This is a genomic window from Streptomyces sp. NPDC085931, assembly GCF_044540565.1.
Lineage (GTDB): Bacteria > Actinomycetota > Actinomycetes > Streptomycetales > Streptomycetaceae > Streptomyces.
In genome coordinates, this window is the sequence record NZ_JBITSK010000006.1 from 78996 (window position 1) to 91673 (window position 12678).

Below are 12678 nucleotides of genomic sequence, written 5' to 3' on the forward strand. Positions count from 1 at the left end.
CCCCAGCGCTCCCGCAGACCTTCGTACCCCAAGGAGTCGATCCACCATGGCGAGCGATGCGCCGACCGCCCACGTTTCCGATCTCGACTGGCTGATGAGCGGCCTCGTGCAGCGCGTACCGCACACCAGTGCCGCGGTGCTGCTGTCCTGCGACGGGCTCGTGAAATCCGTGCACGGCCTCGACCCGGACAGCGCCGACCACATGGCCGCCCTGGCCTCCGGCCTGTACTCCCTCGGCCGCAGCGCCGGAGTCCGCTTCGGCGACGGCGGCGACGTGCGGCAGGTCGTCGTCGAACTCGACTCGACGCTGCTGTTCGTCACCACCGCCGGGTCCGGCACCTGCCTGGCCGTGCTCGCCGGCCGCGAGGCCGACGCCGCCGTGCTCGGCTACGAGATGGCGATGCTGGTCAAGAGCGTCCGGCCGTACCTGGTGACCGCACCCCGCCAGCAGTCCGTCGAATCCCCGGCGATGAGGGCTTGAGCGTGACGGCGGCCGGCGACGGGCCCTGGCTCGACGACGCGGCCGGGCGGCTGGTGCGGCCGTTCACGATCAGCAACGGCCGCACCCGTCCCACCGTCGCGCTGGACCTCATGTCGCAGGTGATGGCCACCGGGGCGACCCCCCTCGGCTATCTCGGCCCCGAACACGCGCAGGCGCTCGAACGGTGCCGCGTGCCCGTCGCGGTGGCCGAGGTCGCCGCCCATCTGAAACTGCCGGTGGCCGTCACCAAGGTGCTGCTGGCGGACCTCGTCGACTGCGGGGCGTTGACGACCAAGCCCCCCGCGTTCCACCACAACCCGACGGACCGGGCTCTTCTGGAGGCAGTGCTCGATGGACTACGACGACAGCTCTGACTACGCCGACCGCGCCGAACGCGGCGCCGACCCGTTCCCGACCGCGCTGAAGATCCTGGTGGCGGGCGGGTTCGGGGTGGGCAAGACGACCTTCGTCGGCGCGGTCAGCGAGATCGCGCCGCTCAGCACGGAGGAGCTGCTCACCACCGTCAGCGCCGCGACCGACAACCTCGACGGCATCGAGAACAAGGTCGAGACGACCGTGGCCATGGACTTCGGCCGCATCACGCTCGACGCGGAACACGTGCTGTACCTGTTCGGCACGCCCGGCCAGGAACGCTTCTGGTTCATGTGGGACGAGCTGTGCGAGGGCGCGCTCGGCGCGGTCATCCTCGCCGACACCCGCCGCCTGCAGGAGTGCTTCGCGGCCGTGGACTTCTTCGAGCAGCGCGGCCTCGAATTCATCATCGCCGTCAACGAGTTCGACGGCGCCTACCGCTACGACCCCGAGGAGGTGCGCGGTGCCCTCGACCTGCCCGACGACGTCCCCGTGGTGTGCTGCGACGCGCGGATCTCCAGCTCCGGGGTCCAGACCCTGCTGACCCTGGTGCGCCATCTGATCGCCCACACGCCGGCCACCCCGACGGGGTATGGCGCCCACATGTGACATCCCAACACCCATCAGGGAGAACCTGCATGACACCAGCCCACACTCCGGGAGCACGCCCATGAGCTACGACCCGCCGCGCCCGGCCGGTCGTCTGCTGCTCACACCCGAGGACAAGGAGGCCCCCGCCCGCGCCCGCCGACTGCGCGGGATGGGCCTGGGGGAGCGCCCCGAACCCGCCCTCGACGCCTTCGCCCAGCGCCTCGCCCAGCTCACCGGGGCGCCGTACGCCATGGTCAACTTCCCCGGCGAGCACGGGCAGTTCTACGCGGGGCTGTGCGTGCCGGCGGTGGCGCCGGTGGTGCGCAGCGACGGCACCGGTGCCCGCCTCGGCCGCGCCCTGCCCCGCGACCACGGCTTCTGCCCCCATGTGGTGGTGCGCCGCAAGGCCCTGGTCCTGGAGGACGTCGGCGACTATCCCCGGTTCGCCGGCAACCCCGTGGTCGACGAGTTCGGCATCCGCTCCTACCTCGGGGCACCGCTCATCGACGGCACGGGCCTGGTGCTCGGCACGGTGAGCGTCGCCGACGTCGGGCCGCGGCCGTGGGGGCGGACGGGCCTGACGGTGATCAAGGAACACGCCGCCGAACTCGTCGCACAGCTCGAGGGCGGAGGCGGGCTGCTGCCCTGGTGAGTGGCACCGGGCCCGGAACACCGCGGCTCCGGTCGCTCCCGCCGCAGGCGTGAAGGAAAGCTGAGGCGGCGCTTAAGAAATCCTCGATGGACCGGTGCGCCGTCGTGCGGCAGATTGCTGTGCGATCCCACTTGTCTCCCGGTCCAGGGGCTCCTTCGGCATGCCCGGAGCCGGGACTCACCCCCAGGAGCCGTAGCGGTGAAGGCGCTGGTCAAGCAGAAGGCGGAGCCCGGCCTGTGGCTCGCGGACGTCCCCGAGCCGGTCATCGGTCCCGGTGACGTCCTGATCAAGGTGCTGCGCACCGGAATCTGCGGCACGGACCTGCACATCAGGGCCTGGGACGGCTGGGCCCGGCAGGCGATCAGCACCCCGCTCGTGGTCGGGCACGAGTTCGTCGGCGAGGTCGTCGAGACCGGCCGGGACGTCACCGACGTCTCCGTGGGCGACCGGGTCAGCGGCGAGGGCCACCTGGTGTGCGGCAAGTGCCGCAACTGCCAGGCGGGCCGCCGGCACCTGTGCCGGGCCACCGTCGGGCTGGGCGTGGGCCGCGACGGCGCGTTCGCCGAGTACGTGGCGCTGCCCGCCGGCAACGTCTGGGTGCACCGGGTGCCCGTGGACCTCGACGTCGCCGCGATCTTCGACCCGTTCGGCAACGCCGTCCACACCGCGCTGTCCTTCCCGCTCGTCGGTGAGGACGTCCTGATCACCGGGGCCGGCCCCATCGGTCTGATGGCCGCCGCCGTGGCCCGGCACGCCGGCGCGCGCAACGTCGTGATCACCGACGTCAGCGAGGACCGGCTGGAACTGGCCCGCAAGATCGGCGTCAGCCTCGCGCTGAACGTCGCCTCCGCCACCATCGCCGACGGGCAGCGCGCGCTCGGACTGCGCGAGGGCTTCGACATCGGCCTGGAGATGTCCGGCCGCCCCGAGGCCCTGCGCGACATGATCGCCAACATGACGCACGGCGGCCGCATCGCCATGCTCGGCCTGCCCGCGCAGGAGTTCCCCGTCGACTGGGCGCGGATCGTCACCTCGATGATCACCATCAAGGGCATCTACGGCCGTGAGATGTTCGAGACCTGGTACGCGATGTCCGTGCTGCTGGAGGGCGGCCTCGACCTCGCCCCGGTGATCACCGGCCGCTACGGCTTCCATGACTTCGAGGCGGCGTTCGCCGACGCGGCGAGCGGCCGCGGCGGCAAGGTCATCCTCGACTGGACGGCGTGACCCCCCTCCTCCGCAAGCACCTTAGGAGCTTCCTGATGTTCGACTCCGTACGCGACGACCTGCGCGCCACCCTCGACGAGATCCGCGCCGCCGGACTGCACAAGCCCGAGCGCGTCATCGGCACCCCGCAGTCCGCCACCGTGAACGTCACCGCGGGCGGCCGCCCCGGCGAGGTCCTCAACTTCTGCGCCAACAACTACCTCGGCCTCGCCGACCACCCCGAGGTGATCGCCGCCGCCCACGAGGCCCTGGACCGCTGGGGCTACGGCATGGCCTCCGTGCGCTTCATCTGCGGCACCCAGGAGGTGCACAAGGAACTGGAGGCGCGGCTGTCGGCGTTCCTCGGCCAGGAGGACACGATCCTTTACTCCTCCTGCTTCGACGCCAACGGCGGCGTCTTCGAGACGCTGCTCGGCCCCGAGGACGCGGTGATCTCGGACGCCCTGAACCACGCGTCCATCATCGACGGCATCCGCCTCAGCAAGGCGAAGCGCTTCCGCTACGCCAACCGCGACATGGCCGACCTGGAGACGCAGCTCAAGGCCGCCGGAGACGCCCGGCGCAAGCTGATCGTCACCGACGGCGTCTTCTCCATGGACGGTTACGTCGCCCCGCTGCACGAGATCTGCGACCTCGCCGACCGCTACGACGCGATGGTCATGGTCGACGACTCGCACGCCGTCGGTTTCGTCGGCCCCGGCGGCCGCGGCACGCCCGAGCTGCACGGCGTCATGGACCGCGTCGACATCATCACCGGCACCCTCGGCAAGGCTCTCGGCGGCGCCTCCGGCGGCTACGTCGCCGCGCGCGCCGAGATCGTCGCCCTGCTGCGCCAGCGCTCCCGCCCGTACCTGTTCTCGAACACGCTGGCCCCGGTGATCGCGGCGGCCTCCCTGAAGGTCCTCGACCTGCTGGAGTCCGCGGACGACCTGCGCGTCCGGCTCGCCGAGAACACGGCCCTGTTCCGCGGCCGGATGACCGAGGAGGGCTTCGACGTCCTCCCCGGCGACCACGCCATCGCCCCCGTCATGATCGGCGACGCGGCGCAGGCCGGCCGCATGGCCGAACTGCTGCTGGAGCGCGGCGTGTACGTGATCGGCTTCTCCTACCCGGTCGTGCCGCAGGGCCAGGCCCGCATCCGCGTCCAGCTGTCGGCCGCGCACTCCACGGACGACGTGCACCGCGCCGTGGACGCCTTCGTCGCGGCGCGGGCGGAGCTGGAGGGCTGAAAACCGCCGGTGACCTGAGAGAATCGGTCACATGATCGAAGCGCGGCGGCTCCACATCCTCCGTGCGGTGGCGGACCACCGCACCGTGACGGCGGCTGCCGCCGCGCTGTACCTCACCCCGTCGGCCGTCTCCCAGCAGCTCGCCGCGCTGGAGCAGGAGACCGGCCACCGGCTCGTCGAGCGCGGCGCCAAGGGGGTGCGCCTCACCCCGGCCGGCGAGATCCTGCTCAACCACACCAACGCCGTCCTCGCCCAGCTGGAGCGGGCCGAGGCGGAGCTGGCCGCCTACGGCTCGGGCGCGGCCGGCACGGTCACGGTGGCCTCCTTCGCCACCGGGATCGCCCTGGTCGTGGCGCCCGCGGTGGCCCGCCTCGCCGAGTCGGCGCCCGGCATCCGCATCCGCGTCCAGGACGCCGAGGGCGACGCCAGCCTGCCGATGGTCCTGGACCGGCAGGTCGACGTCGCCGTCGCCGTCGAGTACCGGGGCGCCCCGCCCGCCGACGACCCCCGGCTGACCCACGTACCGCTGTACGCCGAGCCGTTCGACGCGGTCGTGCCCGTCAGCCACCGGCTGGCCGACGCGGCCGAGGTGCCCCTCGCGGAACTGGCCAAGGACCCCTGGATCGGCCCGTACCCGGGCAACCCCTGCCATGACGTGGTGGTCCTGGCCTGCGAGAGCGCCGGATTCCAGCCGCGTATGGAGCACTCCTCGGACGACTTCCGCGCGGTCGTGGCGCTGGCGTCGGCCGACGCCGGGGTGGCGCTGGTACCACGCTCGGCGCTGCGCGGCATGGACCTCGCCGGTGTGGTCGTCCGCCCGGTCGACGGCACGGCGCCCACCCGCCGGGTCTTCGCCGCCGTGCGCCGGGGAGCCGAGGAGCACCCCCTGATCCGGCCCGTGCTGGACGCGCTCGGCACCGCGGCCCGGGTGTGAGGACTCCGTAACCCGGTTGTCTCACATCCGGGATAGCGTCCCGGATGTGAGAAACGACGACATGGGCGCCGTCGACGCCCGGCTCGGGTCCCGACTGGCCCAGCTGCGGGCCGAACACGGCTGGTCCCTGGGCGAGTTGGCCGAACGCAGCGGAGTGAGCAGATCCACCCTCTCCCGGGCCGAACGGGCGGAGATCAGCCCCACGGCCGCCCTGCTGAACCGCCTCTGCGCCGTCTACGGCCGCACCATGTCCCAGCTGCTCAGCGAGGTCGAGGCCGCGCCCGCCCCCGTCGTGCGCGCCGACGCCCAGCCCGTGTGGCAGGACCGCCCCTCCGGCTTCGTCCGCCGGTCGATCTCCCCGCCGCACCCCGCCCTGCGCGGCGAACTCGTCGAGGCCCGCCTGGACGCCGGCGCCGACATCGCCTACGACCGCCCGCCCGTGGCCGGCCTGGAACAGCACCTCTGGGTGCTGGAGGGTGCCCTGGAGGTGACCGCGCAGGACACCGTGCACCGGCTCGGCAGCGGCGACTGCCTGCGTATGCGGGTGTGGGGGCCGACCCGCTTCCGGTGCGCCGCTGCCGAGGGCGTGCGGTACCTGCTGGCGGTGGTGCGGCCGTGATCCGCCTGGACGCGACCCGACTGCGCGGCCACGCCGGGGCGCTGGCCGACCTGCTGACCCGCACCGTGGACGCGGGTGCCTCGGTCGGCTTCCTCGCCCCGCTCGACCGTGCCGAGGCCCTCGCCTGGTGGCGGGAGCGGGCCGCCGAGGTGGCCGCGGGCCGGCTCGCCGTGTGGGCCGTGCCCGACGGCGACCGGGTGCTGGGCACCGTGAGCCTCGCGTTCCCCGGCAAGGCCAACAGCCGGCACCGCGCCGAGCTCGTCAAGCTCATGGTGCATCCGGACGCCCGCGGCCGCGGTCTGGGCCGCCGGCTGCTGGCCACCGCCGAGGACGCCGCCGCGGCCGCCGGCATCACCCTGCTGCACCTCGACACCGAGACGGACAGCCCCGCCGAGCGGCTGTACCGGTCCGCCGGCTGGACCCCGGTCGGCGCCATCCCCGACTACGCGGCCCGCCCCGACGGGGTGCTGCGCCCGACGACCCTCTACTACAAGCGCCTGCCGGCGACCGCTCCCACCAGGTGAATGTCAGTGCCGGGCGCTACGGTTCCTGCCATGCCGGACGCCGAAGACGTACGCCGTATCGCCCTGTCCCTGCCGGACACGACGGAGAAGATCGCCTGGAGCATGCCCACCTTCCGGGTCGCGGGGAAGATGTTCGCCACGCTGCCGGAGGACGAGACCTCCCTCGCCGTGCGCTGCCCCAAGGAGGAGCGGAACGAATTGGTGCTCGCCGAGCCGGGCAAGTTCTGGATCGCCGACCACGAGGCGCAGTTCGCCTGGGTCCGCGCCCGGCTCGGCGCGCTGGAGGACGAGGCCGAGCTGCGGGACATCCTGGCCGACTCCTGGCGCCAGGCGGCCCCGGCCCGGCTGCTGGAGGCCCATCCCCGGCTCGGTCTCCCGGCGGACTGACGCCCCCGGGCGGTCTCACGCGGGGGTCGCCGCCCCCAGGAAGCCGGTGATCCGCTCCCGCAGCGAGCGGGCGTCGAGACCGTGGGCGGCGACGTGCTCCTCCACCTGCCCGTAGCGGCGCAGTTCCCGGCGGCCCACGCCCAGCCCCAGGATCCGGTGCCCCACCTCCGCCAGGGCGTCGTTCGCCGCGGCCGTCGAGGTGCCCGCCAGATACGGCTCGACCAGGACGACGTCCGTCCCGGCCGCCTCGGTGGCCCGGCGCAGGGCGGCCCCGTCGAAGGGGCGGACGGTGGTCGCGTAGAGGACGGTGACGTCCAGGCCCTCGGTCGCGGCGAGCGTGGCGTCGAGCATGGGCCCGACGGCGACCACGACACCGGAGCGCCCCTCGCGGACGGTCCGGAACCGCTCCCCGTCGACGGGCAGTCCCTGCCGGTTGGACTGCAGGGACAGCCGGACGTACACCTTGTCGTCGCCGGCGGCGACCGCGTGCCGCAGCAGCGTCTCGGCCTCGTCCGGGTGGCCCGGGACGTGGACGGTCCAGCCGTCCAGGGTGTCGAGCAGCGCCACGTCGCCGGGCGCCATGTGGGTGTAGCCGCCCGCCGGCCAGTCGAAGGAGGCGGCCGCGCTCACCAGCACCGCGCCCGCGTCCTGGTGCCCGAGGTCCAGCTTGACCTGCTCGAAGGGCCGCTCGACGAGGAAGCTGGCGAAGGTGTGCACGACGGGCCGCAGCCCGGTCAGCGCCAGCCCCGCCGCCGCCCCGACCAGGAGCTGCTCGCGGATGCCGACGTTGACGACCCGGTCGGGATGGCGGCGGGCCGCCTCGGTGAAGCCGTCCGCGCCGATCTCGGCGAGGACGACCGCCACCCGGGGATCCTCGTCGAGCAGCCGGGTCACGACGGGGGCGAAACGGTCACGCATGGTGTCCATGGGGCTCGGATTCCTTTCCGGTCGTTCGCGGGTCAGGCGTGCTTCGGCTCGACCCGGGCCACCACCACGTGCGGGCGGCCCGGGTGCGGCGCGGTGAAGGCGGCGTACAGCGCCTCGTGGTCGCGGCCGTCGACGGTCAGCGCGGACCAGCCGGCCGCCTCGAACCGGGCGGCGATCCCGCCCGGCCGCGCGTGGCTCGCGGAGGAGTTGTCGACGACGACGGTGTGCAGCCGCTCCAGTCCGGTGGGCCCGGCGAAGGCGATCGCCTCGTGGTTGCTGCCCTCGTCCAGCTCGGCGTCCCCGATCAGCGTCCACACCCGCGGCTCGTGCAGCCCCTGGGCGCGCAGCCCGAGCGCCGTGCCGACGGCGATGGGCAGCCCGTGCCCCAGCGAGCCGCTGCCGATCTCGGCCCCGGGGACGAGCGTGCGGTCGGGGTGGTGACCGAGCGGGGAGTCGTAGGAGCCGAAGCCGGGCAGCCACTCCACCGGCACGAAGCCCTTGGCGGCCAGGACGGCGTAGTACGCCATCGGCCCGTGCCCCTTCGACAGCAGGAACCGGTCCCGCTCCGGGTCGGTCATCCGCTCCGGGCCGACCCGGAGCACCCGGTCGTAGAGCACCCAGAGCACGTCCAGCGTGGACGTGGCGGCCGGGCCGTGTTTCTCGTCGCCGGTCATCAGGCCCATGAGTTCCGGCAGGTCGGCGTAGGTGTACGTGCGTGTCGTGGTGGTCATGCAGAAGAGCGTGCAACCTCAACCTTAGTCGAGGTCAAGCGGTGAGCCCGGGAAACGGATGCGCGATCACCGGCACGAGTGCGGTATTGTTTCCCTGCGCGTTCGGCCGGGGGAAACCCCCAGGTCAGACGGGCAACGGGACGTGGCGCAGCTTGGTAGCGCACTTGACTGGGGGTCAAGGGGTCGCAGGTTCAAATCCTGTCGTCCCGACAGACGGATCGAACAGCGGGCCCGCCGGCATCGGCGGGCCCGCTGTTCGCTGTGCGGGCGCCCTCGGGCGGCCGGTGGCCCCCCGGGGGGCACCGCCCTGGGCCCGTCAGATCGCGCAGCCCGCGTGCGCCAGCGCCTGCTTCAGCAGCACCCCGTGCCCGCCCGGCATCTCGCTCTGCACCGCCGCCGAGACCGCCTCCTGCGGACTGAACCACACGAGGTCGAGCGCGTCCTGCCGGGGCCGGCAGTCGCCCGTCACCGGCACGATGTAGGCGAGGGACACCGCGTGCTGGCGCGGGTCGTGGTACGGCGTGATGCCCTGCGTGGGGAAGTACTCCGCGACCGTGAACGGCTGGAGCGACGCCGGCACCCGGGGCAGCGCGACCGGGCCGAGGTCCTTCTCCAGATGGCGCAGCAGGGCGTCCCGGACGCGTTCGTGGTGCAGTACGCGGCCGGAGACCAGCGTCCGGCTGACCGTGCCGTCCGGCCCGATGCGCAGCAGCAGGCCGACACTGGTGACTTCGCCGCTGTCGTCGACGCGGACCGGGACGGCCTCGACGTACAGGATCGGCATGCGGGCGCGTGTCGACTCCAGTTCGTCGGAGGACAGCCAGCCGGGCGTGGTTTCGGTCATGTCAGACATCGCTTGATCATACTTTCAGCCGTTCGGACTTCCTGGACAGCCGCTCCGCTAGAACTGTGACCGCCCCCACGCCCGTTCAACCGTCCTCGCGCGATCGGCGTGCGTCAGGGCTTCACCGCGACCGCGCCGTACTGGGGCACCAGGACCGCCGAGCCGGGCGCGGCGCGCCACTGGCCGCACGACACCAGGCCGGGTTCGAGCAGTTCGAGACCGTCGAAGAACTCCGCGATGTCCGCGCCGCTGCGGGCGGTGATCGGGGGAGTGGCGTTCTCGTTCCAGAACTCCATCGCCGGGATCTGGCCCGCTCCGCCCAGCGCGTCGTCGAAGGTCGGGTGGGTGAGGACCAGGTAGCTGCCGGAGGGGACCGCGGCCATCACGCGGTGCGCGATGTCCCGGGCCTTGGCGGTGTCCAGGACGAAGTTGAGGATGCCCAGCATCATCACGGCGACCGGCTCGGTGAAATCCAGGGTGCCCGCGGCCCGTTCCAGGATGGCGTCCGGGTCGTGCACGTCGGCGTCGATGTAGGCGGTGACGCCGTCCTGGGTGCCGGTCAGCAGCGTCCGGGCGTGCACCAGGACGATCGGGTCGTTGTCGACGTAGACGATGCGCGACTCGGGCGCGATCCGCTGGGCGATCTCATGGGTGTTGTCCGCCGTCGGCAGCCCCGTGCCGATGTCGAGGAACTGCCGCACTCCGCGCTCGCCGGCCAGGAACGACACAGCACGGCCCAGGAAGTCCCGGTCCGCCCGGGCGATGTCCCGGATGATCGGGAACATGCCGGCGACGTGCTCGCCGACCTGCTGGTCGACCTCGTAGTTGTCCTTGCCGCCGATCCAGTAGTTCCACACGCGCGCGTTGTGCGCCACACCGGTGTTCAGCCTCGCCGAGCCGCTCGGCGGGGTGTGGCTCTCACTCACGTCTCTTCCTCTCCTCGCCCGTACGGCCGCGACCGGCCGTCGCCGCCATTGTGCCGCCCCGTTGATCACGTTGTCCCGGGAATCGGCGGGCCGAATGCGGCCGGTGGAGCGGCGCAGAGCGCAGGGGGAGGGGAGCGGGGTGCCTTACTCGACCTCGCCGGGGGCGGGCGCGGGCGTCCGGCCGGCCAGGACGTCCTTCAGACGCTGGGTGCCGAGCTTCGCCGCCTGCTCGACGGAGTCGTCCTCGCCGCCGTCGAGCCCGCCCGCCGTGACGGTGATCGCGTCGTCGCCGACGCGTACGGCGGCGACGTCCAGGGTCAGCGTGGCGGCCGTGCCGTCCGCCGAGCCGTCCACGGTCACGCGCACGGCCTCGCGGGCGTCGCCCACGGCGGGCAGCGAGGCGTCGACCACCTCGACCGTGCGCCGCTCGCCCCCGTCGGTCACGGTGAACCGGTCGCACTCCTGCGGCAGGGTCGCCAGCCAGGCCAGGGAGTCCTGCGGGTCGGTCCGGTCGTAGGATGCCACCTGGTACAGCAGGCGCGAGTCGCCCTGCTCGAACCCGCGCAGGACGGACGCGCCGGAGGGCCTGCCCAGCAGGTCGTCGTCGAAGAGGGAGTCCAGCAACCGCCGGCAGTCGGCGGCCTGGGCCTTGGCGGTGAGGAAGTCGGAGACGTCGACCTTGCCGATGAGCAGGCTGTCGTGCCAGTCCTGGGCCTCGGTGTCCTTGACCTGGGTCCAGGCGTCCTCGATGTCCGCCTCGGTGATCAGCGCGGTCCGCGCGGTGTCGGTGGAGAGGGTGGCGGCGGGAGAGGGGGTCTGCTTCTTCCCGGCGACCTGCGACGCCCGGACACCCGAGACGCGCGCACCGTCCGTGCCGCCGCCGTCCGAGCAGGCGGCGGTGGCCAGCAGCGTGCCCGCCGCGAGGGCACAGGGCAGGACACGGGCAAGGCGCAGCGGGCGACGGGTCATCGGGAGTGCCTCCTGGGAGCGTGGCGCGTGCCCCCAGCGCACCACCGGGGCCGTGGCCCCACCACCGGCACGGGACCGATCGGGTGAGCCGGTGCCGGTTCCCGGCGCTCGTCCGGCGGCCGGGCCGGGACGCCTCGGCGAAGGAGCGGACGGAGTGGTCCGGCCGGCCGTGGACGGCCCGTGGCCGCCGGGTGGGCCGGGGCCGGCGCGGTGGGCCGGGGCCGGTGCGCGGAGGTCAGGCGGCGCGGCGCAGGGTGTCCTCGGCCACCTTGCCGTCGACCGCCGCGCGCACCAGCGCGGCGGCGAGCACGGCCGTGCCGCTGTTCCCGGCCAGTTCGGCGAGCCGCTCCGGATCCCCCGGCAGGTTCAGCCGCTCGGCGCCCTGCAGGGCCTTGGCGTCCAGGTAGGGGGCCGTCTCCGGCCAGACCTCCTGCGCCTCGCGCAGGAAGATGTCGGCACCGGCGGGTCCGATGCCAGGGAACTCCCGCAGCAGACGCCGCAGTTCGGGCAGCTCGCCCGCCGCCTCCCGGCGCAGGCGCCGCAGATCGCCGCCCCACCGCTCGTTCAGCAGCGCGGCGGCGTCCCCGAGTTGGGTGGCGGTGCGTTCGTCGTAGCGCCGGTAGCCACCGCGGCCGAGCGCCGCCACCCGCTCCCGCCGGGGCGAGCCGGCCATGCGGCGCGGATCGCGCAGCCCCGCCTCGTGCAGGGCACGGGCGGTGGCCAGCGCGATCGCACCGCGGATGCGGGCACTGAGCAGCTGGGACAGCACCAGCAGCCGGTACAGGGGCTGCGGTGCGTCCTCGAGCCGGATGCCCGCCTCGTCCGCGAAGGTCCTGCCGTGCGCGTCGAGGAGCGCGTGCACGACGCGCTCCCGGCGGTCCACGCTCAACCCTTCAGCGGGTCGTGGCCGAGCGTCATCAGCCGGTGCCGGCGGCGGGTGTCCCCGGCCGTGGCCCCGGTCACCGGCTCGTTCTCCGGGTCGGCCCGTTCCGTGACCGTGTCCACGACCTCGCGCATCACGCGCAGGTCGTCCCCGGTCAGGTCCGTGCGCCGTTTGCGCAGGATCGCCAGGACGCGCTGACCGGTGGCGGTCCCCGCCTGCTCCGGCAGCGGTTCCGTCGCCTCCTCGGCGTCCCGCACCCGCAGCCAGGCCGCGAGCTCCTGGGAGGTCATGTTCACCACGCGGTGGAAGTCCTCCCACAGCGCGTCGAGTTCGAGGGCGTCGGTCATCGCCTGCCCCTTCCGTCCGTACGTCGGGTGCTCCG

The 12678-nt window shown here is 73.3% G+C and carries 17 protein-coding genes and 1 tRNA gene; 11 read left to right on the top strand and 7 right to left on the bottom strand.

Annotated elements, in window-relative coordinates; all coding sequences use genetic code 11:
- The first annotated feature begins 46 nt into the window (after positions 1-46).
- The 10 genes from ACIGAN_RS13880 (at position 47) to ACIGAN_RS13925 (ending at position 7016) form a co-directional block, all read left to right on the top strand.
- Entirely contained in the window at positions 47-481 is a 435-nt protein-coding gene (locus ACIGAN_RS13880; RefSeq protein ID WP_094055233.1) for a roadblock/LC7 domain-containing protein, read from the top strand.
- Between the two features lie 2 nt (positions 482-483).
- Positions 484-855: a DUF742 domain-containing protein gene (locus ACIGAN_RS13885; protein ID WP_399857898.1), complete on the top strand. Its 372-nt coding sequence runs from the start codon at positions 484-486 to the stop codon at positions 853-855.
- On the top strand, positions 833-1462 hold the full coding sequence (locus ACIGAN_RS13890; RefSeq protein WP_365740409.1) for a GTP-binding protein: 630 nt from the start codon (positions 833-835) through the stop codon (positions 1460-1462). The genes ACIGAN_RS13885 and ACIGAN_RS13890 overlap by 23 nt, the downstream gene beginning before the upstream one ends.
- A 61-nt stretch (positions 1463-1523) precedes the next feature.
- Entirely contained in the window at positions 1524-2096 is a 573-nt protein-coding gene (locus ACIGAN_RS13895; RefSeq protein ID WP_399857330.1) for a GAF domain-containing protein, read from the top strand.
- Between the two features lie 198 nt (positions 2097-2294).
- A complete protein-coding gene (gene tdh / locus ACIGAN_RS13900; RefSeq protein ID WP_365740407.1) occupies positions 2295-3323 on the top strand; it encodes an L-threonine 3-dehydrogenase in 1029 nt (342 codons plus the stop codon).
- A gap of 35 nt (positions 3324-3358) precedes the next feature.
- Positions 3359-4552: a glycine C-acetyltransferase gene (locus ACIGAN_RS13905; RefSeq protein WP_399857332.1), complete on the top strand. Its 1194-nt coding sequence runs from the start codon at positions 3359-3361 to the stop codon at positions 4550-4552.
- 31 nt (positions 4553-4583) lie between these two features.
- Positions 4584-5486 carry a LysR family transcriptional regulator gene (locus tag ACIGAN_RS13910; protein ID WP_399857334.1) on the top strand — a complete coding sequence of 301 codons (903 nt, stop codon included), beginning with the start codon at positions 4584-4586 and terminating at the stop codon, positions 5484-5486.
- A 61-nt stretch (positions 5487-5547) separates the two neighbouring features.
- Positions 5548-6105: a helix-turn-helix domain-containing protein gene (locus ACIGAN_RS13915; RefSeq protein WP_399857901.1), complete on the top strand. Its 558-nt coding sequence runs from the start codon at positions 5548-5550 to the stop codon at positions 6103-6105.
- On the top strand, positions 6102-6629 hold the full coding sequence (locus ACIGAN_RS13920; protein WP_399857336.1) for a GNAT family N-acetyltransferase: 528 nt from the start codon (positions 6102-6104) through the stop codon (positions 6627-6629). The genes ACIGAN_RS13915 and ACIGAN_RS13920 overlap by 4 nt, the downstream gene beginning before the upstream one ends.
- Before the next feature lie 30 nt (positions 6630-6659).
- Positions 6660-7016 (top strand): MmcQ/YjbR family DNA-binding protein, encoded by a 357-nt coding sequence (locus ACIGAN_RS13925; RefSeq protein ID WP_365095490.1) that lies wholly within the window; start codon positions 6660-6662, stop codon positions 7014-7016.
- 15 nt (positions 7017-7031) lie between these two features.
- Here ACIGAN_RS13925 and ACIGAN_RS13930 read toward each other — a convergent pair whose 3' ends face one another.
- The gene (locus tag ACIGAN_RS13930; protein WP_365095493.1) at positions 7032-7943 is read right to left on the bottom strand and encodes a transketolase family protein; all 912 of its coding nucleotides are present in this window, start codon (positions 7941-7943) and stop codon (positions 7032-7034) included.
- Between the two features lie 32 nt (positions 7944-7975).
- On the bottom strand, positions 7976-8674 hold the full coding sequence (locus tag ACIGAN_RS13935) for a transketolase (protein ID WP_365095496.1): 699 nt from the start codon (positions 8672-8674) through the stop codon (positions 7976-7978).
- A gap of 136 nt (positions 8675-8810) precedes the next feature.
- On the opposite strand from ACIGAN_RS13935, the gene ACIGAN_RS13940 reads away from it, so the two are divergent.
- Positions 8811-8884, top strand: a tRNA-Pro gene (locus tag ACIGAN_RS13940).
- Between the two features lie 106 nt (positions 8885-8990).
- On the opposite strand, the gene ACIGAN_RS13945 is transcribed toward ACIGAN_RS13940, so the two are convergent.
- The 5 genes from ACIGAN_RS13945 to ACIGAN_RS13965 form a co-directional block, all read right to left on the bottom strand.
- Positions 8991-9527 carry an NUDIX hydrolase family protein gene (locus tag ACIGAN_RS13945; protein WP_365095499.1) on the bottom strand — a complete coding sequence of 179 codons (537 nt, stop codon included), beginning with the start codon at positions 9525-9527 and terminating at the stop codon, positions 8991-8993.
- Between the two features lie 104 nt (positions 9528-9631).
- The gene (locus ACIGAN_RS13950; RefSeq protein ID WP_365740403.1) at positions 9632-10444 is read right to left on the bottom strand and encodes an SAM-dependent methyltransferase; all 813 of its coding nucleotides are present in this window, start codon (positions 10442-10444) and stop codon (positions 9632-9634) included.
- A 144-nt stretch (positions 10445-10588) separates the two neighbouring features.
- Positions 10589-11413, bottom strand: a complete 825-nt coding sequence (locus tag ACIGAN_RS13955; RefSeq protein ID WP_365740402.1) for a hypothetical protein — start codon at positions 11411-11413, stop codon at positions 10589-10591.
- A gap of 235 nt (positions 11414-11648) precedes the next feature.
- Positions 11649-12296 carry an endonuclease gene (locus tag ACIGAN_RS13960; protein WP_399857340.1) on the bottom strand — a complete coding sequence of 216 codons (648 nt, stop codon included), beginning with the start codon at positions 12294-12296 and terminating at the stop codon, positions 11649-11651.
- A 2-nt stretch (positions 12297-12298) separates the two neighbouring features.
- Positions 12299-12643: a DUF3140 domain-containing protein gene (locus tag ACIGAN_RS13965; protein WP_399857342.1), complete on the bottom strand. Its 345-nt coding sequence runs from the start codon at positions 12641-12643 to the stop codon at positions 12299-12301.
- Positions 12644-12678: the final 35 nt, after the last annotated feature.

Coding starts and splice junctions, on each gene's coding strand:
- ACIGAN_RS13880 (WP_094055233.1), top strand. CDS start 47: ATGGCGAGCGATGCGCCGACCGCCCACGTTTCCGATCTCGACTGGCTG.
- ACIGAN_RS13890 (WP_365740409.1), top strand. CDS start 833: ATGGACTACGACGACAGCTCTGACTACGCCGACCGCGCCGAACGCGGC.
- ACIGAN_RS13895 (WP_399857330.1), top strand. CDS start 1,524: ATGAGCTACGACCCGCCGCGCCCGGCCGGTCGTCTGCTGCTCACACCC.
- ACIGAN_RS13905 (WP_399857332.1), top strand. CDS start 3,359: ATGTTCGACTCCGTACGCGACGACCTGCGCGCCACCCTCGACGAGATC.
- ACIGAN_RS13910 (WP_399857334.1), top strand. CDS start 4,584: ATGATCGAAGCGCGGCGGCTCCACATCCTCCGTGCGGTGGCGGACCAC.
- ACIGAN_RS13915 (WP_399857901.1), top strand. CDS start 5,548: ATGGGCGCCGTCGACGCCCGGCTCGGGTCCCGACTGGCCCAGCTGCGG.
- ACIGAN_RS13925 (WP_365095490.1), top strand. CDS start 6,660: ATGCCGGACGCCGAAGACGTACGCCGTATCGCCCTGTCCCTGCCGGAC.
- ACIGAN_RS13930 (WP_365095493.1), bottom strand. CDS start 7,943: ATGGACACCATGCGTGACCGTTTCGCCCCCGTCGTGACCCGGCTGCTC.
- ACIGAN_RS13935 (WP_365095496.1), bottom strand. CDS start 8,674: ATGACCACCACGACACGCACGTACACCTACGCCGACCTGCCGGAACTC.
- ACIGAN_RS13945 (WP_365095499.1), bottom strand. CDS start 9,527: ATGTCTGACATGACCGAAACCACGCCCGGCTGGCTGTCCTCCGACGAA.
- ACIGAN_RS13955 (WP_365740402.1), bottom strand. CDS start 11,413: ATGACCCGTCGCCCGCTGCGCCTTGCCCGTGTCCTGCCCTGTGCCCTC.
- ACIGAN_RS13965 (WP_399857342.1), bottom strand. CDS start 12,643: ATGACCGACGCCCTCGAACTCGACGCGCTGTGGGAGGACTTCCACCGC.